Genomic DNA, 21,218 nt, shown 5'->3' with positions numbered 1-21,218 from the left:
CCGAATTTCAGTGGGTGCTTGGAAGGTTGTGCGCGTCGATGTCCGGATCAACCTTCCATTTGGAGGTGGCATCCCAAAGTTCGTGGCTCTTGGTCGCCGTCGGTGCTGACGGCTTGCAATGCATATCGCGATCGGCACGCAGTTGGCCTTCACGCTGCACCAGTAAGCCTGAACGCTCAAAACCCGTACCGGAGATCCAGTACATGATGTACTTGAAGCCCATGTTCGTGAAGGCGTAGGCATATCCGGCCGTGGCGCCGGAAAAGTGCAGATGCGTGAACGTGAACGCCTCATCGCCGTCGTCGTTGGACGGATACCGGAGCTCAATCTTCGAAGGCCGTCCATACAGGTAGTGGAAGCGTCTCTTCCCTTGCGGACTCGAAGGGGTGGACGCGCACAACGACACCACTTTTCGGCTGGGGCCTTGCAATGTGCAGGAGAAAATTGGTTCTTCGTTGGCTGCGCACAAGCTGACTGGGGCGGGCTCTTGTGCGGAGACATGAGCGCAAACACCGACCAGTGTCAGGACGAGCAATGAGGATGTGAACTTCATGATGGCACGCAACTGGTTGAAATATGAGCTGGCTCTGAAACTGCAGAGAGGCGCAGAGAATCGAGGTTGGACTTGTCCATGGAACGACTGATCTGGTTGAGCTTCCTCATCGTCAGTTCGTGATGCAAGACGCTGGTGCCGCGCATTGAAGCAATCCGGTCGGTGGTCGATGACGAATGCATGATGCTTATCGGATGCGCACAGGCCAGCTGCATGCAGAGTAAAGAACTCGGCAGTCTGGACTCCCTGTGTTGTGGCAAGTTTTCATGCCAAGCTCCGTTGCCTTTTTTGTGGTGGCGGCACTGGGTGTGTTGTAGCCATTCGCTCCAACGAAAAGAACGGCGCACTGGTTGTCGTACGCGACGTCAATTCGGCAGTTCACTCCGCCCTTGGATAGGGTGTTCACTTGAGAGCCGAGAGTTGGATGAAAATCATCTAACTCGCACTGGAAAGCTGCAGGAAGAGTAGTACACGTGACAATTTGATAGTCCGCTGTCACGGCATGTTCTCATCCCAATTTCGATGGATTTCTCTTTTGTCGCGGCGATTGGCGCGTTGTAGGCCCCATCTCCGACGATTACCGCAGCGCACTGGTTGTCGTACGCAATTTCAACCTTGCAGTTCATGCCTCCTTTCGACTGGCAATCTCGAACTGACAATTGAGATGCTTCTTTTTTGGTCGTTCGGTCAGTGGAAGACCCGAGAACTCCATCGGGAACAGAGGTCGATATTGCTCCCCATCGACGTTCCCATTCCTCGGGTGATGGCGGTTGATCCTGCCGGCGTCCATATCCCGGGATCGGGTTGCAGCCGTTTACTCCGCTCGTGCTGCCAGGATTGTTTGGATACATGCCAGATGGACAACCTCCTTCAGCATATGCCCCCGCTACCAATAGCGCCCACATTCCGAGCACGACCATGATCCGCAATCGATTTTTCGGCATGGTTATCTCCTCTGTATCACTTCATCGACCGGAGACGAAATCGGCGCGCGCGAGGTACGACCACCGAGTCCACCGCCAGTTTGATGAATGGGTGGGGGCGTTGGTTGTTCTGTTTGACGCGCCTGCTGTGCATAAGTCCCTGGTGTCTGCCCTGCTGGCCCCTGCTGGCCCGGGCCCGCCGCTCCACCCAATTGAGAGAAGGGCTGGAACTGCCCCAACGTCCCGCCAAAGAACTGCGCAGCCATGGGCGGTGCAGAGATGATCAGCAACGTCAGGATCAGCCCAATGCCGCCTTGCTGCATCGCGGTGTTGGACAGGCCCTCGACGGTCTCACCCGTGAGCGCGCCAATGATGTTGGTTGACCACATGGCTGCTGCCACGCGCAGCATGAGCTTCATCACGATGGAGGTGGTGAAGTCCAAAACGGCCATGGCGAACAGGGTGGCAATGCCGTACTTCAGCCAGTTCTGAAAGAGCGGCGCTGTCTTGCCGAACAGCAGGCACAGGATGAAGATGGGACCCAGGCCAATGAACAGCATCATGGCCATCTGGTACATCAGCGGCATCGCGCCGGCCGTCATGGGTGGGCCAGCCACGCCCAGCATGGCCATGAGCGACGCCTTGCCTTGCTCGGCCGTGTTGGCGATGTCGTTGGAGGGCGTCTTCACGCCCTCGATGGCGCCCATCGCCACCTGCGTCCAGGCCAGGTTCTGGTCGATCGCTTTGACCGGCGACTCGTTCTTGCCTGTAACGAGCTGATTGATGCCGCGGGCCAGATCCTGTGTGAAGAGCTTCTGCAGATTCACTGAGCCCACCGCCATGGTGGTGGCGGCCGCCACGATGACGGCGTTGCGACTCATCTGGAGGACGAGGCTCATCATCGATTCGCGAGATTGTCCGCTGACCATGCGATAGCCCTGGATGAGGATCCACAGGGTCATGAGAGTCAAGGCGATGGTGCTGACCCAGACCATGGAGCGGGCCATCAGGTCGCTGCCGAATGAGGAAATCTCCTCGCTGACCCATTGGTAGATCAGTGTGAAAAAAAGGAAATCAGGGTTGGCTTCCATGATGGTTCGTGGCGTTGGTGCGTGCGATCCGGTGGACTAGCGAACCGGGGAAGACGAAGCTGATTCGGGGCCTTCCGATAGACGGAGGACCTTGGTTGACAGTACGGATCTCATGGCGTAGCTCCTTGGTGTCAAGGGTTCAGTGCGAGGAGAACGCAGCGGCAAAACTGGCAGCCTGGATTGCTCTGCCCGTCCAGGTCGACGCACCCTTCAAAGCGACGCGGGCAAGAATCGATTGCTGGCTTTCCAGGGTCCTGATGGCTGTCTCGTACACGTTCATGCGGGCCTGCCAGTTGCTCACCTCGTTCTGCAGCTTGTTGGCGTTGCGCACGGCTTCGTTGGTGTTGGCTTGCATGTCGCCCTGCGAACTGGCGCTGCCCATGAGTGAGTTGCGCAAGTCGTCGACCTTCTTGAAGAGCTCGTTGTACTGGTTCAGTCGATCGAGCATGTCCACGGTTTCGTTGTAGCTGGTCGCCCGGAGCTGCACGATGTTCTGGCAGATGCGATCCTGGTTCTCCTTGATGGGCCCGTTCAGGTTCAAGGGGGTGATGCGGCCGATGACCGTGGCGACGAGGTTCCCGGAGCCCGGGCAGGCTTGCTGTATGAGCAGGGAGGTGTCAGTGATCTTCTGGAGTTGAGCGGTGGGCAGCTGACTCTGGAAGTTGAGGCTTACTGCCGTGGCGATCATCTGCTGGTAGTGCGCGATCTCCTTTTGATATTGCGCCAATGTATCGCTCCACCGTTTGGCTTGCTTTGCAAACTCGGCGACTTGTTTGCCCATGGACTGCGGGTCGTTCACGATGACGCCTGCTTGTGCGAAGGCATTGGTCGAAGCGCACGCGGCGACGGCAAGAGCGAGTCGAACGGCCGCCAGGCAACGTGGAATGGTCTTAAACGGTTTCATGAAGCTTTCCGAGTGAGCTCATGCCAGGCGATCAGCCGTGGTCCCATCCTGTATGGGGCGGTGCTGCAGAGAGGCAGAAAGCGGCACGCGCAGAGAGGGGGCCGCAAAGCAGCCGAGGCCGCCATCCCTTGGTGCGCGCACGGCGAACGGCGCGCACGGCGAACGGCGCGTGCGTGGACGGCAGGGAATGGCAGCGTGGACATGGAGGCGTTCCGAACTGTCAAACCCTGTCCTTGGACTGCCCGCGATACACGTTGGGCGTGAACACCCACATGCCTTCATGCTGCTGGAGGTTGCGCACGCGGGTACGGAACTGCAGGCGCAGGCCGAGCAGCCGGAAGATCAACTCGTCGCGCTTGGCCATCATTCGCATGATGAAGATCACTACGGGGATCAGCGCCAAGAACAGCAAGTCGAAGTACATGGCCAGCAACATGCAGCCGCCCGCCCCCATGAAGAAGGGCACATAGGGCACGCCCATGAACATGGGTGGGCGGGTGCAGCCGCGGAACATCGCGTTCTTATGCATAGTGGCCCAATGCCTGAACGACATCGGCGAGGCGGGTCAGGGGATCGACCGCCAAGCTGGCGCTGGTGCAGCCCGAGCCGGCATCGCTGGTGTTGGTGGCGATGAGCATGTTGGCGATCTGGCCGGCCGCACCGATCAGCAGGCCGCCGATGAACACGGGCGCCACGTCGCCAATGCGCTTGTGCGCAAAGGCGATCTGGTAGCCCGAAAAGATGACGGCGATGGTGACCACGATGATCGACACGGCATTGAGCAAGGTCTTGACCTTGCCCAACACACCGCAGGTGGCACTGGTGAGGTCGCCGGCGCCGCCGGCCTGTGCCATGGCTAGGCAGGGGGCGATGATCAGGGCTGCCATGGCGGCGGTGCGGAATGCGCGCTGGTGCGCGGAGGCACGGTTGGCGATGGATGCGCAGGGGGTGGCTTGACGTTGCATGGTGGATTTCCTCTCTGTTGAATCAATGAAGCGGATGGGTGGTCAGAAAACGAAAGCGTCGTCGCCTCCAGGTTTGCCAGGGGAACTGGCCGGCGCGGGTGGGGCTGGTGTGTTGACCGCGGCGGGCCGCCTTACCTGCGGTACGAAAACGTCGGGCCTGGCGATCGCGCTGGGCGGCGTTGACGGCGGCGAAGTCGGGGCAGAGCTCAGGCCCGGTGCCACCGCCGCTGGCGGCGGCGGCGCGGAGGCGCCCAGCGGGACCGCACGCATCGAGATCCGCGGGGCTGCGGCGGTGGGTTGTTCGACTTCGGGAGGCTTGGGTGCGGGTGCTGTTGGCGTCGTTGAGACCGAGGCTGCGGCGCGCGGCGGAACCGGGCCGGTGGCCAGTCGGCCCTCCGCCACGGTCTGGTCGCGGCTGATCGAGTCGAAGACCTTCTGCACATAGCCGCTGCGAAAGCCGGTCACGAAATTGCCGGAGTAGTAGCAGCTGAAGGCCTTGCCCCAGTCGCCGTCGGCACTGGCGTAGCAATGGGCCAGGATGCTGGCGCCGGCCGCCAGGTTGGTGCAGAAGTCGAAGGCTTTCCTGTGGTTGTCGAGTCCGTACTTCCGGAGGTTGACGCGGTTGACCTGCGCTGCGCCCAGTGAATAGTTGTAGCCGCCGGATTCGAGCATCTGCGCGGTGGCGACCGCTTCCTCCAGCGTCCTGGGCTGCCGCACGAGCCGTGCGCCGACGACACCGATAGCGAACGGGTTGGCGTTGGATTCGATGCGCACGACATGCCGCATGACCTGTGCCGGGACGGCGAGGTTGGGGCAGGCCAAGGCGTCGATTCCTGGGAACACGGTGTGGCTCTTTGTCGGTAGGTGCACGGCCAGGCCTTAGGAGGCCCCGGCCGGCGCGTGGCGGGCCGGGTGGTAGTCGATGCCCGTGATGTACCGTCGGCCCGCATGGGACTTGATGTGCACGACGATGTCGATGGTCATCATCAGCAGTCGCTTGATGGTGGCGAATTCGAGTCCCGCCCCTTCGCTCGACGCCTTGACCATGAGCGCCAACTGGTCCCAGGTCTGTTCGATGCTGCCCGCGTGGCAACTTGTGATGGAGCCCGGGTGGCCCGAGGCGCAGTTGCGGATGAAATAGAACGACTCGTCGCCGCGCAATTCCGCCAGGATGATCCGATCGGGCTTCATGCGCAGGCACGCTTCCATGCAGCTTTTGGCCGTGATGTTTGCGGTGCTCTGGCCTCCTTTGGAGTACAGCAGATGCACGGCGTTGGGCTGGTCGATGAAGAGCTCGCGTGCGTCCTCGATGGTGACCAGGCGCTCGTCGGGTGGGATGTGATGGACGAGCGACTTCATGAAGGTGGTCTTGCCGCTGCCGGTCGCGCCCGAGACCACGATGTTCTTCTTGTGGAGGACCGCTTGCCTGAAGAAGTCCGCATAGCGATGCGCTGCACGCAGCGCCAGCAGTTCCTTGTCCTGCGTGCTGAGACCCTGCGCTTCGTCGAGCAGTTCGTCGAAGAAGCCCTCCTGCTGGTACGCAGCCAGAGTGCGGGTCTGCTTGGCGGGGAGACGGATGGTGATCGAGACCTGGCCCGCCTCGACCGCAGGGGGAATGACGAACTGGGCGCGCTGGCCCGTCGGGAAGGTCAGTGAGACGACCGGATTGACGTCCGTGATGCGTTGCCCGGTGTTGCTTTCGTTGACCACGGTGGTGCAGAACTGCAGGGCGCGCGCCGATGTGAGGGACGGCACCTCGACCCGTTGCCAGCCGGAACGATTCTCGAGATAGATCTCGCCGGGGCGATTGATGCAGATCTCGGTGACGTCGGGTGAAAGCATGAGCTCGCGGATGCCCAGCACCTGGTACTGGTAGTCCAGAAATTCGTTCGAGACGGCGGCGGCGAGTTCTTCGGTCATGGGAGAGCACCTGCCTCAGGAGCCCGCGATCACGGCGCTGAAATCCACGTCCTTGGCGACGTAGACATTGACGACCGTGCCCTGGTTGATCGTGACCGTGTCGGGACGGTTCGCGCCGCGGCGAACGGCCTGGCCGGCCAGGTTCTGCAGGGTCTGGGCCGTGTAGCTCTCATAGGGCGACTGGACCGCCAGCCCTCCGTTCGAAACGGTGGTCGTACCAGGGCCGTTCTGCGCGGCGGCGTACTTGAACGCGTCGGCGAACAGGCTGACCATCAGGGCCGAGCTGATGCGCTGGCCCCAGTGCTCGTCGAGGTAGCCGGGATGGCCGGCACCGCCGAGGTTGTCCACGCCGGGACTGGCCATGCTCACATCGATGCCGGTGGGCGTGACGATGCGGTCCCAGACGACGGCAATGCGCGGGCCGTTGGGCTCGGTGTCGTATCTGCCAAGCACCTTGGAGCCCTTGGGCAGCAGCAGGCGCCGTCCATTGACGGCATAGACCGGTTCGGTCACGACGCAGGACGTGAAGCCCGGGATGTCGCTCACGATGTGGGTCTCCAGCACGCAGCGGATGTAGGTGCCGCGCAGCATGAGCACGTTGGCATGGCTCAGGGGCTGGGCGTTCGAAACAGGCGACAGCGGCTTGGCGCGGTAGGCATTGTTCGGCGCCATGCCCGGATCGGTTCCACCTGGCATGCCCATTCCCATGCCGGGGGCCATGCCCGTAGAGGGGCTCTGCGCCGCTTGCGTCGCCTCTGCCTCACTGACCGCCACGGTGCTGCTGCTGGATGCGATGCGGCGCTCGAGGAGCGTCGGCTTCTGTGGACCCGCGGGCGCCTGTGGGCCCGGTGGCAGTGGCGGCAACGCAGACGGGGCCAGGGCGATCGGCGCGACCGGCGGTGGCGTGGGTGCGCGCGGCAGTGGCGGCGGCAATTGGGGCGCTGCGGGAATCGTGACCACCTCTTCCTTGGGCTTCTGCGCCGTGTCGGAGCGCGTGAGGTTGCCCACCATCCAGATGGCGGCGAGGCCGAGCAGAAGCACCAGCGCCGCCACGAACCCGAGGGCGCGTCGGTTCATGCGCTGCATGTCGCTCGACCTGAGCTCCGGTGCGGCCGCATCGAGGTCCGGGGCGGGGGGCGTTGCCGGTCGCTCGAACTGCGTGGCGTAGGGGTTGGCCTGCGAAGCGGGGTGGCCGTGGCCCTCTACGGGGTCTTGCCGGTCACCGTCCTGCAGGAAATCGCCGAAGGGGGAAGGAGGCTTTGGGTTCACTTGACGGTGTTCCTTCGAAGGCCCACGACGTTGTCGCCATGGCGGATGACGAGGTAGGGATAGGTCCCGTGAACGATGAGGGTGGTGCCCTCGACCGTGGTGTTCACCACCGAGTCCTCTTCGCGCTCGTTCTGGCGCATGTAGATCGTCGGGAAGTTGCCTGTCGGAAACTTCGAGAGGTCGCTCATCCTGATATAGGTGAAGCGGCCGTCGTCATAGACGTTGACGGGAACCAGCCACGGTGCGGCTGCACTGCGGGTGGCATAGTCGTATTCGAAGTTGTAGCTTCGATCCTTGAGCAGCGTGGTGTTGAGCGCAGGTGCTTCCGCAGCTTTCCTGGCTTCTCTGGAGAAACTGGTGTCGGCGGGATAGCTGAACTTGATCCGGTACTGGACGCCTGCGTTGCGCGCCTGCTCCAGGGTCCGCCAATCGGTGGCCACCACCTTCAGTTCGAAGATGTAGGAGTTGGTCGAGGTGCGGATCATCATGTTGGTGTCCACGTCGACGTTCTTCGGCTTCAGATAGAAGATGTTGTCGCGCCGGCTCAGGTCCCAGCCGCTGCTGAAGCCCGTGCTGTAGTCGAGGATCTTTTCCTCCGGGCTCAGTTCGATCTGGGTGGTGATGCCCAGGCCGGTGCGTACCGTATAGATGCGCTCGGGCTGGTATTCGTAGGACTGGACGGGCTGTGCAAAGGCTTGAGGCGCGGCGCACATGACGAATGCGCAAGCGGTGGCCCGCACCCATCGGCGGTGAGTGAACGGTGGTGTCATCTGCGACGTGCTCCCTGGTGGCCGCCAACCGGCGCGGCCGGCATGCCGGGCGCAGTCGCGCCAGGTATCCCGAGGTTGGGTGGTGGTGGCGTGGGCGGCATCATGGGCTGCGCGGACTGGCCTGTCGCGGGCATGCCTGCGATCCCGGCGGGCGCACCGGTGCCCGGTGGTGCGTCCGTGCCAGGCATGGCCGGCATGCTTTCGGCAGGCTTGGCGTTGGCCGGTACTTCTTCGGGGGGCGACGATGCGTAGTCGGTGTCCACGCGGTAGTCGGTGACCTGGAAGCCGAGCGGGTTTTCGATCCGCTGCTGCTCGTCCATCTTCAGATTGGCCTTGTAGGTGAAGGCCATGGTCACGATCTTGCTGTCCAGCGGCTGGGTGGCCCCGCTCTGCTTGTCGTAGACGCTGCGCTGGAAACGCACCGTGGCACCTTTGGGCGTGTCGCCGCCGACCAAGGTGATGCTCAGGATGCGGACCCGGACGGCCCTGTCCTTTCCATACAGCTTGAACGGGTTGGCCGGGTTCTGCGATGAATACAGGTTGGTGTAACCCCCCGGCGACCTGGGGGGCCGACATGGTGAGCACCGTGGTCCAGTCGCGCAGATTGGTGAGCGCAAGGTCGTAGGCCTCGCGGGCCAGCACGAAATGGGCGACATTGCTGCGATTGATCGCTTCGCTGGTGGTGACGCGCTGCAGGGTGGCGTCGTCGGTCAGGCGCGCGGCGGTGCTGGTGCCGGTGTACGCGTCCGCGATGACCAGGTAGGGCACTTTCTCCTTGAGCGGCAAGACGTAGAAGTAACCGCCCAGCAGCACCAGCGACATGACCACGGCACTGCCCGCAATCCACCAAGCGCGCCGTTCGCTGCGGCGCGCCATGTCGGCCACCGTGAGCTCGAAGTCGACCGATTGCGCGACGGCTTCGTCGATCTTCGAGGTCGATGGGTTCTTCTTGAACATCAGTACGGCCCGGATGCGACAGGCGCAGCGGCGCTGGCGCCCTGAACCAGAATCTGCCTACTGTCTGCCGTGATGGAGAGGCCCTGTGGCACGTAGATCGCGCTCAATTGATTCACGGCGGATTGGATGTCGTGCGTTCGGACTTTCGCGACGGGTTGATGGAGCGTGAAGTCCGAAGCGATTCGATAAGACAACTGGAGGCCGTTATCCGTTGCCCAGCGGGCGAGCATGGTGCGAAGCGTGGCGTCCATGGGCGACGCGTAGAAGGTGTAGGCGGGAGACAGCGGTATTTCGGTCGACGTGCTCTGGAATCGGTTCACCGGGGCCCAGGAGCCGCCGTAGTCCTTGGGGGCCGGGGCACCGCAGCCGGCGAGGGTGATCAAGAGGGCCAGCGACAACGCGGCGGCCAGGCGTCGGGGCCGTCTGCTGTACGCCGAATGGGCGGCTGTGCCGCCGAGACGCTGAAGCCCATCACCCATCGCATGACAACGACGCGAAGTGACGGGCACGCGATCGCCAATGGCAATCGCCCTGAAAGAATCAGACATCGAAACCCCCCTGAGGTTTTCTAATATTTTCTTTATTCTAGGGTTGAAGTCGTGGCAATGGCAATGCAATAGAGCGCCACATTTCCGAGTTTTCGTAAAGCGTCATGAAGTCGCGGCTTTTGTCTGGGCGCCTCCATGCTCATAAAAAGAAGCTTTTGTTTTATTGGGGCGGCGCTGCCGGGTTAATTGGCATTTCGATGACAAATCGCTGCCGGACGCGATTAGCATTTGAATAACAAATCATTGGGCCGGAATCCCTGACAAGGCGTCAGATGTCGCTGTCCAAATTCAGCGCGCCGGCCCACTCGCCATGGCACGTGCAATGGCATGCGCAGGGTCGACAAGAAAGGGCGGCCGACATGTCGGCGGTGCAACTCGGGCCGGACTTCGCTGCAAGCCACGTTCCATCGGCTGCGTCAGGTCACGGCGGCCTGAGCGCAGCACGGCCCGACTGAGTGCGGGCTGACGGACGCCGGCGCGCGTCCTTTTGCATGGGGTCATTCCGATCAAATGAGAACACTTCTTATTTGATCGGCTAAGCTCGGGGGTTTCCTGCTGCTTGCACCGTTACGGTGCGGCGCAGGGCGTTCCGACCTTTTCCCGATCCCGATGCTCATCCCCTTTCTCATCATGCTGCGCGAAGGCATCGAAGCCGCGCTCATCGTCGGCATCGTTGCCAGTTACCTCCAGCAGAGCGGCCGTGGCCGGCTGATGCCCGCCGTCTGGGTGGGCGTCTTGCTCGCCGCGGCGCTGTCGTTGTTCGTGGGCGCGGGCCTGCAGCTGGTGGCCGCCGAATTCCCGCAGAAGCAGCAGGAGCTGTTCGAAGGCGTGGTCGGGCTGATCGCCGTGGTCATGCTGACCTCGATGGTGTTCTGGATGCGCAAGGCGGCGCGCTCGATCAAGGGGCAGCTGCATGCCTCGATCGACCGTGCGCTGGTGCACGAGAACGGCGGCGGCCAGGCCTGGGCGCTGATCGGCATGGTCTTCCTGGCCGTGGCGCGCGAAGGGCTGGAGTCGGTGTTCTTCCTGCTCGCGATCTTCCAGCAGAGCAGCGGTTGGGAAGCCCCCGTGGGCGCGCTGGCCGGCATCGCGGTGTCGGTGGTGCTGGGCTACGGGCTCTACGCCGGCGGCGTGCGGCTCGATCTGCGGCGCTTCTTCCGCTACACCGGCGTCTTCATCCTGCTGGTCGCGGCCGGGCTACTGGCCGGCGTGCTGCGCAAGCTGCACGAAGGCGGCGTCTGGAACCACCTGCAGACGGTGGTCTTCGACATGAGCGAAGCGCTGCCGATGGACAGCCCGGTCGGTGCCGTGCTCTCGGGCCTGCTGGGCTACCAGGCCGCGCCGGTGGTGGGCGAGGTGATCGCCTACCTGGCCTTCCTGGCCGTCTCGCTCTTCTTTTTCTTCCGACCGGCCGCGCCGGTGCCGGGCCCGGTCGCTGCTGCCCGTTGAGATCACGATGTCCTCTGCCTCTCCCAAAGATCCTTCCTCCTCCTCTTCTTCTTCCACGCTGATGCGTGTCGCCGTCGGCGCCTCGGCGCTGCTGGTGGTCGCGGGCCTCGCGGCCTTCTGGTACGCCTCGGGCGTGGCACGCCAGGCGCCGCCCAAGGCCTCGGACCATGCGGTCACGGTGACCATCCAGGGCAACGCCTGCGAGCCCAACGACATCACGGTGCCCGCGGGCCGCACCACCTTCACCATCGTCAACCAGTCGCAGCGCGCGCTCGAATGGGAGATCCTCGATGGCGTGATGGTGGTCGAGGAGCGCGAGAACATCGCGCCCGGCTTCTCGCAGACCATGGCGGTCAAGCTGCACCCCGGCACCTACGACATCACCTGCGGCCTGCTGAGCAACCCGCGCGGCAAGCTGCACGTCACGCCCTCGGCCGAGTCCGACGCGGAAGCCGCGCGGCCCTCGCTGGTCAACTACGTGGGCGCGCTGGCCGAGTACCGCGTGTTCCTGGCGCTCGAGAACGGCACGCTGGAAGACGCCACGCAGGCGCTGGTCGACGCCCTCAAGGCCGGCGACCTGGCCCAGGCCCGTGCGCTCTATGCGCCCGCGCACCAGGCCTACAAACGCATCGAGCCGATGGCCGAGCTGTTCTCCGATCTCGACACCCGCCTCAACGCGCGTGCCGACTACTTCGAGCAGCGCGAGGCCGATCCGGGCTTCACCGGCTTCCACCGGATCGAATACCTGCTGTTCGCCAAGAGCGACACCCAGGCCGCGCTGCCGGTGGCCGCGCAGCTGCAGACCGACGTCGAGACGCTCAAGACCCGGCTGCGCGCGCTGGCCATCCCGCCCGAGCGCCTGGCCGCCTCGGCCGCCAAGCTGCTGCGGCGCGTGGCCGACAACCTGCCGGCCGGCGGCGAAGACCACTACGGGCACGGCGAACTGGTGAACCTGCAAGGCAGCTTCGACGGCACCCACAAGATCGCCGATCTGCTGTCGCCGCTGCTGACCAAGGCGGCGCCCGCGCTGCAGAAGACCCTGGACCAGCGCTTCGAGGCCTTCGGCGCCGCGCTCGCGCCCTACCGCGACGGCGAGGGCTTCAAGCCCGCGCCGCTCGACGAGGCCCAGCGCAAGGCACTGGCCGAACCCGTGCGCGCGCTGGCCGATGGTTTCGGCCAGGTCAATGCCGCGCTGGGACTGGAATAAACGCCCGACGACGACATGAAAGACCAGAACCCTCTCTCCCCCGAATCCGTTCGACCCGCCTCGCCCGAGCGCCGCCGCATGCTCGGCGGCCTGGGCGTGGCCGGTGCCGCGCTGGCCGGCCTGTCGGCCGCGCGCGCCGCTGCGCCTGCCCCGTCCGGCCCGCCCGAAGGCCCGGGCGCCGGCGCACAGGTGACCGATGCGCCGCAGAGCACCCACACGCAGGACCGCGTGCCCTTCACCGGCCGCCACCAGGCCGGCATCGTGACGCCGCGGCCGACCGCGGGCATGGTCGCGTCCTTCTTCGTGCTGGCCGAGAACCGCGCCGACCTCGAGCGCCTGTTCCGCACGCTGACCGCGCGCATCGCCTTCCTGACCCAGGGCGGCGCCCAGCCCGACCTCGACCCCAAGCTGCCGCCCGCGGGCTCCGGCATCCTGGGCCCGGTGGTGCAGCCCGATGCGCTGACCATCACCGTGTCGGTGGGTCATTCGCTGTTCGACGAGCGCTTCGGCCTGGCCAGGCACAAGCCGCTGCGGCTGACCCAGATGCAGCGCCATCCCAACGACGCGCTCGACGCGGCGCTGTGCCACGGCGACCTGTCGATCCAGTTCTGCGCCAACACGCCCGACACCAACATCCACGCGTTGCGCGACATCATCAAGAACACGCCCGACCTGCTGGTGCTGCACTGGAAGCAGGAAGGCTCGGTGCCGCCGATCCCCGCGGTCGCGGGCCAGCCGGCCGAGAGCGCGCGCAACTTCCTGGGCTTCCGCGATGGCTCGGCCAACCCCGACGGCGGCGATGCGGCCTTGATGGACAAGCTGGTGTGGATCGGCCCCGACGACAAGGGCGAGCCGGCCTGGGCCGTCGACGGCACCTACCAGGCGGTGCGCATCATCCGCAACTTCGTCGAGCGCTGGGACCGCACGCCGCTGCAGGAGCAGGAACTGATCATGGGCCGCGTGAAGCCCAGCGGCGCGCCGCTCGACGGCGGCCGCACCGAGCACGACGTGCCCGACTACGCCAAGGACCCCGAAGGCAAGGTCACGCCGATGGACGCCCACATCCGCCTGGCCAACCCGCGCACCCATGCGTCGGACGCCAACCTGATCCTGCGCCGCCCCTTCAACTATTCCAACGGCGTCACCAAGTCGGGCCAGCTCGAGATGGGCCTGCTGTTCATCTGCTACCAGGCCGACCTGGAGAAGGGCTTCATCGCGGTACAGAAGCGCCTCGACGGCGAACCGCTGGAGGAATACATCAAGCCCATCGGCGGTGGCTTCTTCTTCACGCTGCCCGGCGTGCGCGATGCGCGCGACTGGCTGGGCCGCACCCTGATGCAGGCCTAGACGGCCGCGCCATCGATTCGTTTTTTTCACGCACCCCTACTTCAAGGAGACCCCTGTCCGTGCACTTCCGTCGCCGCTTCCTCGCCACCCTCGTCGCCGGTGCCGCCGGCCTGTACACCGCCGCTTCCTTTGCCGCCGTGTCGCCGCTCGAACTGGTCGCGCCCATCGCCGACTACAAGATCTACGTGGCCGAGAACGTGCGCAAGCTGGCGACCGACACGCGCGCCTTCACGGCCGCGGTGAAGGCCGGTGACATCGAGAAGGCCAAGAAGCTCTATGCGCCGACGCGCACCAGCTACGAGAAGATCGAGCCCATCGCCGAACTCTTCAGCGACCTCGACAGCGCCATCGACTCGCGCGCCGACGACCACGAGAAGGCCGAGAAGGACCCGGCCTTCGGCGGCTTCCACCGCATCGAGTACGCGCTGTGGGTGCAGAAGAGCACCAAGGAGGTCAACAAGACCGCCGACAAGCTGCTGGCCGACGTGCTCGAGCTGCAGAAGCGCCTGGTGGCCCTGACCTTCCCGCCCGAGAAGGTGGTGGGCGGCGCCGCGGTGCTGATGGAGGAAGTGGCCGCGACCAAGATCTCGGGCGAGGAGAACCGCTACAGCCACACCGACCTGTGGGACTTCCAGGCCAACTTCGAGGGCGCCTACAAGATCGTCGAGCTGCTGCGCCCGCTGATCGTCAAGGACAACAAGAGCTTCTCGGACAAGACCGACGCCAACTTCAAGACGGTGTTCGACACGCTGGCCAAGTACCGCAGCGCGGACGGCGGCTTCGAGACCTACTCGAAGCTCAGCGAGCGGGATCGCAAGTTGCTGGCCGGGCGGGTGAACACGCTGGCTGAGGATCTCTCGAAGCTGCGCGGCATGCTGGGCTTGAACTAGCCCACCCCCCGCGGGCTTCGCGCACTGCGCGCCCCCTCAAGGGGGCGACACCAGCGGCCCGGCAAAGCCGGTTCCGCGGTAGCACTTGGCTCCCCCCCCGAGGGCTTTGCGCACTGCGTGTCGCTTCGCCTTCCCCCCCCAAGGGGGGCGACACCAGCGGCCCGGCAAAGCCGGTTCCGCGGTGTCCCTGGTGTCCCGCTGGGCGCGTTGTTTGACCACGGTCTGTCCGTCGCGAGTGAGAATTGCTAGCATTGAGGCTTCGCTTCATGGCGCGCCCGAGCCTCGGGCGCCTCTCACCGTGCCAAACAACCCCCTCGACGCCGCGCCGGCCCCGGCCGCGCTGCGTCTCGACCAGCTTCCCGACAACCAATGGGCCACCGTGCTCGACGTGGCCCGGCCCGACAGCGCGGAAGACCGCGAACTGGTGCTGCGCCTGACCGAGATCGGCTTCGTGCCGGGCGAGGCGGTGCGCATCGTCGCCTCCGGCGTGCCGGGCCGCGAGCCGATCGCGGTGCGGCTGGGCCACACCACCTTCGCGCTGCGCCGCCACGAAGCGGCCTTCATCCACGTGACGCGAGGCGCGGCCCACCATGGTTGAGGCGACCATCGACTTCCGTCCCGGCGCGGCCAAACCCGCGGCGGCGCCGCCCGAACGCGTCGCGCTGCTGGGCAACCCGAACTGCGGCAAGACCGCGCTGTTCAACCTGCTGACCGGCAGCCGCCAGAAGGTGGCCAACTACGCCGGCGTCACGGTCGAGCGTAAGGAGGGCGTGCTGCTCACCGCCGCCGGCCGCCGGGTCTTCGTGCTCGACCTGCCGGGCGCCTACAGCCTCAATGCGCTGTCGGCCGACGAGGCCGTGACGCGCGACGTCGTGACCGGCCGCAGCAAGGAGCTGCCGCCCGACCTGCTGGTCAGCGTGACTGACGCCACCAATTTGCGCTTGAACCTGCGGCTGGTGCTGGAGGCCAAGAAGCTGGGCCTGCCGATGGTGATGGCGCTCAACATGACCGACATGGCCAGGAAGCAGGGCATCGTGGTCGACGTGGCCGTGCTGTCGCGCGAGCTCGGCATGCCGGTGATCGAGACCGTGGGCGTGCACACCGGCGGCGCCAAGGACCTGCTGGCCGCGCTCGACGCGCCGGTGGTCGCCGCCGCCGTGGCCGCGCCCTGGGTCGCGCCCGCGCTCGACGACGTGCTCGCCACCCAGCGCGAGGTGCGGCGCATCCTCGGCCTGGCCGTGACCGAGCCGGTCGGCAGCCTCGCCACCAGCGACCGCATCGACCGCGTGGTGCTGCATCCGCTGTGGGGCATGGCGGTGCTGGCCGTCACGCTGTTCCTGATGTTCCAGGCGGTGTTCAGCTGGGCCAACGTGCCGATGGACGCGATCAAGGCGGCCACCGAGTGGGTGGGCGAGGCGGTCAAGACCGTCGTGCCCGAGGGCCTGCTGCAGAGCCTGCTGGTCGACGGCATCGTGGCCGGCGTGGGCGGCGTGATCGTGTTCCTGCCGCAGATCCTGATCCTGTTCCTGTTCATCCTCGCGCTCGAAGATTCGGGCTACCTGCCGCGCGCCGCCTTCCTGCTCGACCGCGTGATGGGCACCGTGGGCCTGTCGGGCCGCTCCTTCATCCCGCTGCTGTCGAGCTTCGCCTGCGCCATTCCCGGCGTGATGGCCACCCGCACCATCAGCAACTGGCGCGACCGGCTCACCACCATCATGATCGCACCGCTCATGACCTGTTCGGCGCGGCTGCCGGTGTATGCGCTCTTGATCGCGGCCTTCATCCCGGCGCGCACGGTGGCGGGCGTGTTCAACCTGCAGGGCATCGTGCTGTTCGCGCTCTATGTGTTCGGCATCGTCTCGGCGATGGCCGTGGCCTGGGTGATGAAGCGCTTCCGCGACAACGCCTCGCATTCCCCGCTGTTGATGGAGCTGCCCGCCTACCGCTGGCCCAACCTGCGCAACCTGGCGCTGGGCCTGTACGAGCGCGCCTGGATCTTCCTGCAACGCGTGGGCACCATCATCCTCACGCTGACCATCCTGCTGTGGTTCCTCTCCACCTTTCCCTCGCCGCCCGAAGGCGCGACCGGACCGGCCATCCAGTACAGCCTGGCCGGCATGATCGGCCGCGGGCTGGAGCACATCTTCGCGCCCATCGGCTTCAACTGGCAGATCTCGATCGCGCTGGTGCCCGGCATGGCGGCGCGCGAGGTCGCGGTGGGCGCGCTGGGCACGGTGTATGCGCTGTCGGCCACCGGAGACGCCACGGCCACGGCGCTGGAGCCGCTGATCGCGGGCAGCTGGTCGCTGGCCACCGCGCTGTCGCTGCTGGTCTGGTACGTGTTCGCACCGCAATGCATTTCCACACTGGCCGCGGTGAAACGCGAGACCAATGCCTGGAAGTACGTCTGGATCATGGCAGGCTACCTGTTCGCGCTGGCCTACGCGGCCTGCTTCGTCACCTACCGCATCGCGCTCGCACTGGGCTGGGGTTGAGCACAACATGACACAGAACCTGATCGTCGGATTGATCGTCGCCTTCGCCGCGTTTTACGCGGTCTGGCGCTGGATGCCCGCGGCCTGGCGCCGCGCCGCGGCCACGCGCGTGGCCGCCGGCTCGCACAAGGCCGGGCTGGTCGATGCGCAGCGCGCCGAGGCGCTGGCGGCCTCGCTGGCCAAGAGCTCGGGCTGCGGTTCGTGCGACAGCTGCGGCAGCTGTGCCACGCCCGGCGACAAGTCTTCCTCCACCCCCGCCCAACGCCCCGCACCCTGACCGCATGCCCCTGCAGCTCCTGATCGCGGGCGGCGGCATCGGCGGACTGGCGGGTGCCCTGGCGCTGGCGCGTGCCGGCCACCGCATCGAAGTGCTCGAACAGGCGCCGGCCTTCGGCGAGGTCGGTGCCGGCATCCAGCTCGGCCCCAACGCCACCCGCCGCCTGCAGGCCCTGGGCCTGGCCGACGCGCTCGACGGCATCGCGGCCCGGCCCGAGGCGCTGGTGGTGCGCGCGGCCGACGACGATGCAGAACTCGCCCGTCTGCCGCTGGGCGAGGCCATGCAACGGCGCTACGGCGCGCCGTACTGCTGCGTGCACCGGGCCGACCTGCATGCGCTGCTGCAGGCCGCCGCGGGCGCGCACGAGGCGGTGGTGCTCAACACCGACGCGCGCATCACCCAGGTCGAGGTCTGCGACGACGCGGTGGCGGTCGGCACCGCCGATGCGCGCGCCTGGGAGGGCGATGCGCTGGTCGGCGCCGACGGCCTCTGGAGCACGGTGCGCCCCAAGGTGGTGGAGGCCTCGGAGCCGCCGCATGTCACCGGCCACACGGCCTGGCGCACGGTGCTCGATCAGGCCACGCTGCCGGCCGCGCTGCGCAGCACGCAGGTGCGCGTGTGGCTGGGCGCGCGGCTGCATGCGGTGGCCTACCCGGTGCGCCGCGGCGAGGCGCTCAACCTGGTGGTGCTGGCCGAGTCCGCACCCGCCGGCGACGCCCGCGACTGGGACCAGGCCACCAGCCTGGCCGCGCTGCAGCGCGCCACGGGCCGCTGCGGCCCCGCGCTGCAGGCCTTGCTCGAGGCCGCGCCGGCCTGGCGCGGCTGGACGCTCAGCGACCGCGCGCCCCTGAGCGGTCCGCAGCAGATGGCCGGCGAGCGCATCGCGCTGCTGGGCGACGCCGCCCATCCCATGCTGCCCTACATGGCGCAGGGCGCGGGCATGGCGATCGAGGACGCGCTGGCGCTGGCCGAGGCGCTGGCGGGCGCGCAGACCGCGCAGGTCCCGGCCGCCCTCGCGCGCTACGCCGACGCCCGCTGGCAGCGCAATGCGCAGGTGCAGGCCCGGGCGCGGCGCAACGGCGAGGTCTTCCACGCCACCGGGCCGGTGCGCTTCGGCCGCGACATGGCGATGCGGTTGCTGGGAGCGCGGCTGCTCGACCAGCCCTGGCTGTACGGGGGCTGAAGCTTCAGAGCCTGAAGCCCTGCAGGCGCTCGATGCGCTGGGCCAGGCCTTCGCGGCCCAGGTAGTGGCCATGGTGGCCGTCGGCCAGCTGCGCGAGCGCGCTCTCGAGTTCTTGCAGCTTGGCAGCGCGGTCGGCGTCGAAAGCCGTCGGCACGTCGATGCCGATGCCGCTGCAGGCCTCCGCGATCAGGTGGGCGCTGGCGGGCGCGCCGCAGGCCGCGCACTGGACGATGGCTTCGACGTCGGGCTCGGCGCCGTTGGCCAGCAGGGCGGCCGTGAGTTCGGGGCCGATCTGGCCGTCGATGTTGCGCAGCGCATCGGCCGCCACCGGGGCGCCCGCGCGCACCAGCGCCGCGGCGGCCACGAAGGCGCCGTGCGCCAGCGCGACATCGGTCGCCAGCGCGCTGCCCTGCAGCGGCCCCTCGAAGCGCAGGCCGGCCGCGGCCAGGTCCACGATCAGCGCGGCATCGTCGGTGGCCACCGCATGGCGCAGGGCGGCGCGCGCGAGGGCCGGCTGGTGGCGCAGCGTGCCCTCGGCCAGCGGCGTGCGCCAGTCGTGCATGGCCAGTCGGTAGAAGGCCACCAGCTTGTCCATCAGGTCCAGGCCCAGGCCGTGGTCCTGGTGCCGGTCGTCGAGGTAGGCCAGCAGCGTCTGGCCCGAGAAGTAGTCGCTGGTGGGCGCCAGCGGGTCGTCGTCGAGGTGCAGCGCCGCGAAGGCGGCCGGCAGGTCGGCTGCCACCACGCTCAGGCCGTCTTCATGCAGCGCATGGGTCCAGGCCGGCGGCAGGCCCTGCTTCCAGGCCACGATCCGGCCGTAGTCGGCGCCGGGCTCGACCACCGCGTAGATCCGGTCGCAGTACTCGAAGCCGCCGAAGGGCAGCAGCGCGAGCGTGCCCTGCCAGGGCGGGCCGCCGTCCTCGGCCGCTTCCTCGGCCAGCTCCTGCTCGTGCACGATCCAGCCCTGCAGGTCGCGGTAGCCGTCGCTGCCGTTCCAGAACAGCTCGGACCAGCTCACGGCCTCGATGTTGCCGTTCATCTCCAGCGTCAGGTCGTAGTCGAGCCGGCCGCCGGCCGTCTGCTGCCACAGCGCGAGCAGCGCCTCGGGTAGCGGCCCGGCGCACAGCGCCTGCACGGCCGCGATCTGCGAGGCGGGCATCGGCGGCTGGGCGTCGAAGATCACGCGCTCGGCGAACAGCACGATGCCGTGGGCGCGCAGCGCGGCGCGCTCGTCGGACGTGAACCGGATGTCGTTCATGGCAGGCACCTCCGTATGTTGCAAAACTGTAGCGTTTTGTACGGACGGGGCAATCCATGCCCACCCTATTTCGGAGCGGTCAATAGTTCTCTGCGGCGCTGCATGGGTGCTTGCGCCAGCCCCATGTCTGCCACAGGATCCGGTGTCGATGAACAGCTCAGGACCTCCTTCGCTCACGGATGTGCCCGACGGCTACGCCGAATGGCTCGCTGAGCTGAAGTCGCGTGTCCAGGGCGCCCGGCAGCGTGCGGCAACCGCCGCCAACCGCGAACTGGTCGCGCTGTACTGGCAGATTGGACGGGACATCCTCGCGCAGCAGGCCAGTCAAGGGTGGGGCGCCAAGGTGATCGAGCGGCTGGCCCACGATCTGCGCACGGCCTTTCCCGAGATGAAGGGGTTCTCTCGCGCCAACCTCTTGTACATGCGGGCTTTCGCCGAGGCATGGCCCGATGAGGAAATCGTCTAACAGGCTGTTGGACATTTGCCCTGGGGACACAACCTCGTATTGCTGAGCAAGCTCAAGACGACGCCGCTGCGCCTGGCCTACGCACAGCGAGCGATCGCGCAGGGCTGGTCGCGCAACGCGCTGAATGTCCATATTGAAACGCGGCTTCTGGAGCGGGAGGGGAAGGCCGTGACCAACTTCTCTGAACGCCTTCCTGCACCACGCTCGGACCTCGCGCTGCAGGCGCTCAAGGATCCCTATGTCTTCGATTTTCTGGGCATTGGCCAGGAAGCAGGGGAACGCGAGATCGAGGCCGCGTTGGTCGAACACATCACCCGTTTCCTGCTGGAGCTGGGCGCTGGATTTGCATACGTCGGGCGACAGGTTCCCATCGAAGTCGGCGGCGATGATTTCTTCATCGATCTTCTTTTCTATCAGCTGAAGCTGCATTGCTACGTGGTCATCGAATTGAAAGCGGGTGCCTTCAAGCCCGAGCATGCCGGCCAGCTCGGTTTCTACCTGACGGCGGTCGACGCGCAACTCAAATCGAAGCAGGATGCCGCGACCATCGGCTTGCTCCTGTGCAAGACGAAAAATCGCGTGGTCGCCGAATATGCGCTGCGTGACTCCCACAAGCCCATCGGCATTGCCGAATACCAGCTGGTCGAATCGCTGCCGAAGGAGCTGCAGACGAGCCTGCCGACCATCGAGCAGATCGAACAGGAACTGGCGCGTTACCAGGACAAGGCGAAGGACGCGTGAGCCGCGAT

Annotated in this window: 21 protein-coding genes and 3 pseudogenes; 9 read left to right on the top strand and 15 right to left on the bottom strand. The window is 66.2% G+C overall.

Features of this window, described 5'->3' with window-relative positions; translation table 11 throughout:
- Window positions 1-7 precede the first annotated feature (7 nt).
- The 14 genes and pseudogenes from QTI20_RS20790 to QTI20_RS20745 form a co-directional block, all read right to left on the bottom strand.
- Window positions 8-553, bottom strand: coding sequence for a hypothetical protein (locus QTI20_RS20790; RefSeq protein WP_286554620.1), 546 nt, complete (start codon window positions 551-553; stop codon window positions 8-10).
- 187 nt (window positions 554-740) lie between these two features.
- Window positions 741-935, bottom strand: coding sequence for a DUF4189 domain-containing protein (locus QTI20_RS30745; protein ID WP_353621772.1), 195 nt, complete (start codon window positions 933-935; stop codon window positions 741-743).
- Window positions 936-984: 49 nt separating this feature from the next.
- Window positions 985-1,404: a DUF4189 domain-containing protein gene (locus tag QTI20_RS30740; RefSeq protein ID WP_353621771.1), complete on the bottom strand. Its 420-nt coding sequence runs from the start codon at window positions 1,402-1,404 to the stop codon at window positions 985-987.
- Window positions 1,405-1,499: 95 nt separating this feature from the next.
- Window positions 1,500-2,567: a TrbL/VirB6 family protein gene (locus QTI20_RS20785; protein ID WP_286554621.1), complete on the bottom strand. Its 1,068-nt coding sequence runs from the start codon at window positions 2,565-2,567 to the stop codon at window positions 1,500-1,502.
- A 139-nt stretch (window positions 2,568-2,706) separates the two neighbouring features.
- Window positions 2,707-3,471 (bottom strand): hypothetical protein, encoded by a 765-nt coding sequence (locus QTI20_RS20780; RefSeq protein ID WP_286554622.1) that lies wholly within the window; start codon window positions 3,469-3,471, stop codon window positions 2,707-2,709.
- A gap of 220 nt (window positions 3,472-3,691) precedes the next feature.
- Window positions 3,692-3,985: a VirB3 family type IV secretion system protein gene (locus QTI20_RS20775; protein WP_286574254.1), complete on the bottom strand. Its 294-nt coding sequence runs from the start codon at window positions 3,983-3,985 to the stop codon at window positions 3,692-3,694.
- A 7-nt stretch (window positions 3,986-3,992) separates the two neighbouring features.
- Window positions 3,993-4,436, bottom strand: coding sequence for a TrbC/VirB2 family protein (locus QTI20_RS20770; RefSeq protein WP_286554624.1), 444 nt, complete (start codon window positions 4,434-4,436; stop codon window positions 3,993-3,995).
- Window positions 4,437-4,478: 42 nt separating this feature from the next.
- The gene (locus QTI20_RS20765; RefSeq protein ID WP_286574253.1) at window positions 4,479-5,279 is read right to left on the bottom strand and encodes a lytic transglycosylase domain-containing protein; all 801 of its coding nucleotides are present in this window, start codon (window positions 5,277-5,279) and stop codon (window positions 4,479-4,481) included.
- Window positions 5,280-5,315: 36 nt separating this feature from the next.
- Window positions 5,316-6,356, bottom strand: coding sequence for a P-type DNA transfer ATPase VirB11 (gene virB11, locus QTI20_RS20760; protein WP_286554626.1), 1,041 nt, complete (start codon window positions 6,354-6,356; stop codon window positions 5,316-5,318).
- A gap of 15 nt (window positions 6,357-6,371) precedes the next feature.
- On the bottom strand, window positions 6,372-7,625 hold the full coding sequence (locus tag QTI20_RS20755) for a TrbI/VirB10 family protein (protein WP_286554627.1): 1,254 nt from the start codon (window positions 7,623-7,625) through the stop codon (window positions 6,372-6,374).
- A pseudogene (locus QTI20_RS30735) lies at window positions 7,622-8,293 on the bottom strand (TrbG/VirB9 family P-type conjugative transfer protein); the annotation flags it as partial. The gene QTI20_RS20755 and the pseudogene QTI20_RS30735, both read right to left, overlap by 4 nt.
- Before the next feature lie 98 nt (window positions 8,294-8,391).
- Window positions 8,392-9,051 (bottom strand): VirB8/TrbF family protein, encoded by a 660-nt coding sequence (locus QTI20_RS30730; RefSeq protein ID WP_353507299.1) that lies wholly within the window; start codon window positions 9,049-9,051, stop codon window positions 8,392-8,394.
- Window positions 8,960-9,352: pseudogene (locus QTI20_RS30725) on the bottom strand (VirB8/TrbF family protein); the annotation flags it as partial. The pseudogene QTI20_RS30725 and the gene QTI20_RS30730, both read right to left, overlap by 92 nt.
- On the bottom strand, window positions 9,352-9,900 hold the full coding sequence (locus QTI20_RS20745; RefSeq protein WP_286554629.1) for a hypothetical protein: 549 nt from the start codon (window positions 9,898-9,900) through the stop codon (window positions 9,352-9,354). The gene QTI20_RS20745 and the pseudogene QTI20_RS30725, both read right to left, overlap by 1 nt.
- A 609-nt stretch (window positions 9,901-10,509) precedes the next feature.
- On the opposite strand from QTI20_RS20745, the gene efeU reads away from it, so the two are divergent.
- The 8 genes from efeU (at window position 10,510) to QTI20_RS20705 (ending at window position 18,748) form a co-directional block, all read left to right on the top strand.
- Window positions 10,510-11,349 carry an iron uptake transporter permease EfeU gene (efeU, locus tag QTI20_RS20740; protein WP_286554630.1) on the top strand — a complete coding sequence of 280 codons (840 nt, stop codon included), beginning with the start codon at window positions 10,510-10,512 and terminating at the stop codon, window positions 11,347-11,349.
- A gap of 7 nt (window positions 11,350-11,356) precedes the next feature.
- Entirely contained in the window at window positions 11,357-12,556 is a 1,200-nt protein-coding gene (gene efeO / locus QTI20_RS20735; protein ID WP_286554631.1) for an iron uptake system protein EfeO, read from the top strand.
- A 15-nt stretch (window positions 12,557-12,571) separates the two neighbouring features.
- Entirely contained in the window at window positions 12,572-13,903 is a 1,332-nt protein-coding gene (efeB, locus tag QTI20_RS20730) for an iron uptake transporter deferrochelatase/peroxidase subunit (RefSeq protein ID WP_286554632.1), read from the top strand.
- A 59-nt stretch (window positions 13,904-13,962) separates the two neighbouring features.
- The gene (efeO, locus tag QTI20_RS20725) at window positions 13,963-14,793 is read left to right on the top strand and encodes an iron uptake system protein EfeO (protein WP_286554633.1); all 831 of its coding nucleotides are present in this window, start codon (window positions 13,963-13,965) and stop codon (window positions 14,791-14,793) included.
- 298 nt (window positions 14,794-15,091) lie between these two features.
- Window positions 15,092-15,391, top strand: a complete 300-nt coding sequence (locus tag QTI20_RS20720) for a FeoA family protein (RefSeq protein ID WP_286554634.1) — start codon at window positions 15,092-15,094, stop codon at window positions 15,389-15,391.
- Window positions 15,384-17,288: a ferrous iron transporter B gene (gene feoB, locus QTI20_RS20715; protein ID WP_286554635.1), complete on the top strand. Its 1,905-nt coding sequence runs from the start codon at window positions 15,384-15,386 to the stop codon at window positions 17,286-17,288. The genes QTI20_RS20720 and feoB overlap by 8 nt, the downstream gene beginning before the upstream one ends.
- A 7-nt stretch (window positions 17,289-17,295) precedes the next feature.
- On the top strand, window positions 17,296-17,565 hold the full coding sequence (locus QTI20_RS20710; protein ID WP_286554636.1) for a DUF6587 family protein: 270 nt from the start codon (window positions 17,296-17,298) through the stop codon (window positions 17,563-17,565).
- 4 nt (window positions 17,566-17,569) lie between these two features.
- Window positions 17,570-18,748, top strand: coding sequence for an FAD-dependent monooxygenase (locus QTI20_RS20705; RefSeq protein ID WP_286554637.1), 1,179 nt, complete (start codon window positions 17,570-17,572; stop codon window positions 18,746-18,748).
- A gap of 4 nt (window positions 18,749-18,752) precedes the next feature.
- Here QTI20_RS20705 and QTI20_RS20700 read toward each other — a convergent pair whose 3' ends face one another.
- Entirely contained in the window at window positions 18,753-20,003 is a 1,251-nt protein-coding gene (locus tag QTI20_RS20700; protein WP_286554638.1) for an SMI1/KNR4 family protein, read from the bottom strand.
- Between the two features lie 148 nt (window positions 20,004-20,151).
- Here QTI20_RS20700 and QTI20_RS20695 point away from each other — a divergent pair.
- Window positions 20,152-21,210: pseudogene (locus tag QTI20_RS20695) on the top strand (PDDEXK nuclease domain-containing protein).
- Window positions 21,211-21,218: the final 8 nt, after the last annotated feature.

This window comes from Variovorax sp. J2P1-31 (assembly GCF_030317215.1).
Classification (GTDB): Bacteria; Pseudomonadota; Gammaproteobacteria; order Burkholderiales; family Burkholderiaceae_C; genus Variovorax.
The sequence above is the reverse complement of the archived record's forward strand: the minus strand, read 5'-3'. Positions and strand labels throughout refer to the sequence as shown.

Coding starts and splice junctions, on each gene's coding strand:
- QTI20_RS20790 (WP_286554620.1), bottom strand. CDS start 553: ATGAAGTTCACATCCTCATTGCTCGTCCTGACACTGGTCGGTGTTTGC.
- QTI20_RS30740 (WP_353621771.1), bottom strand. CDS start 1,404: ATGTATCCAAACAATCCTGGCAGCACGAGCGGAGTAAACGGCTGCAAC.
- QTI20_RS20785 (WP_286554621.1), bottom strand. CDS start 2,567: ATGGAAGCCAACCCTGATTTCCTTTTTTTCACACTGATCTACCAATGG.
- QTI20_RS20780 (WP_286554622.1), bottom strand. CDS start 3,471: ATGAAACCGTTTAAGACCATTCCACGTTGCCTGGCGGCCGTTCGACTC.
- QTI20_RS20775 (WP_286574254.1), bottom strand. CDS start 3,985: ATGTTCCGCGGCTGCACCCGCCCACCCATGTTCATGGGCGTGCCCTAT.
- QTI20_RS20770 (WP_286554624.1), bottom strand. CDS start 4,436: ATGCAACGTCAAGCCACCCCCTGCGCATCCATCGCCAACCGTGCCTCC.
- virB11 (WP_286554626.1), bottom strand. CDS start 6,356: ATGACCGAAGAACTCGCCGCCGCCGTCTCGAACGAATTTCTGGACTAC.
- QTI20_RS30730 (WP_353507299.1), bottom strand. CDS start 9,051: ATGTCGCCCATTTCGTGCTGGCCCGCGAGGCCTACGACCTTGCGCTCA.
- QTI20_RS20745 (WP_286554629.1), bottom strand. CDS start 9,900: ATGTCTGATTCTTTCAGGGCGATTGCCATTGGCGATCGCGTGCCCGTC.
- efeU (WP_286554630.1), top strand. CDS start 10,510: ATGCTCATCCCCTTTCTCATCATGCTGCGCGAAGGCATCGAAGCCGCG.
- efeO (WP_286554631.1), top strand. CDS start 11,357: ATGTCCTCTGCCTCTCCCAAAGATCCTTCCTCCTCCTCTTCTTCTTCC.
- efeB (WP_286554632.1), top strand. CDS start 12,572: ATGAAAGACCAGAACCCTCTCTCCCCCGAATCCGTTCGACCCGCCTCG.
- feoB (WP_286554635.1), top strand. CDS start 15,384: ATGGTTGAGGCGACCATCGACTTCCGTCCCGGCGCGGCCAAACCCGCG.
- QTI20_RS20710 (WP_286554636.1), top strand. CDS start 17,296: ATGACACAGAACCTGATCGTCGGATTGATCGTCGCCTTCGCCGCGTTT.
- QTI20_RS20705 (WP_286554637.1), top strand. CDS start 17,570: ATGCCCCTGCAGCTCCTGATCGCGGGCGGCGGCATCGGCGGACTGGCG.
- QTI20_RS20700 (WP_286554638.1), bottom strand. CDS start 20,003: ATGAACGACATCCGGTTCACGTCCGACGAGCGCGCCGCGCTGCGCGCC.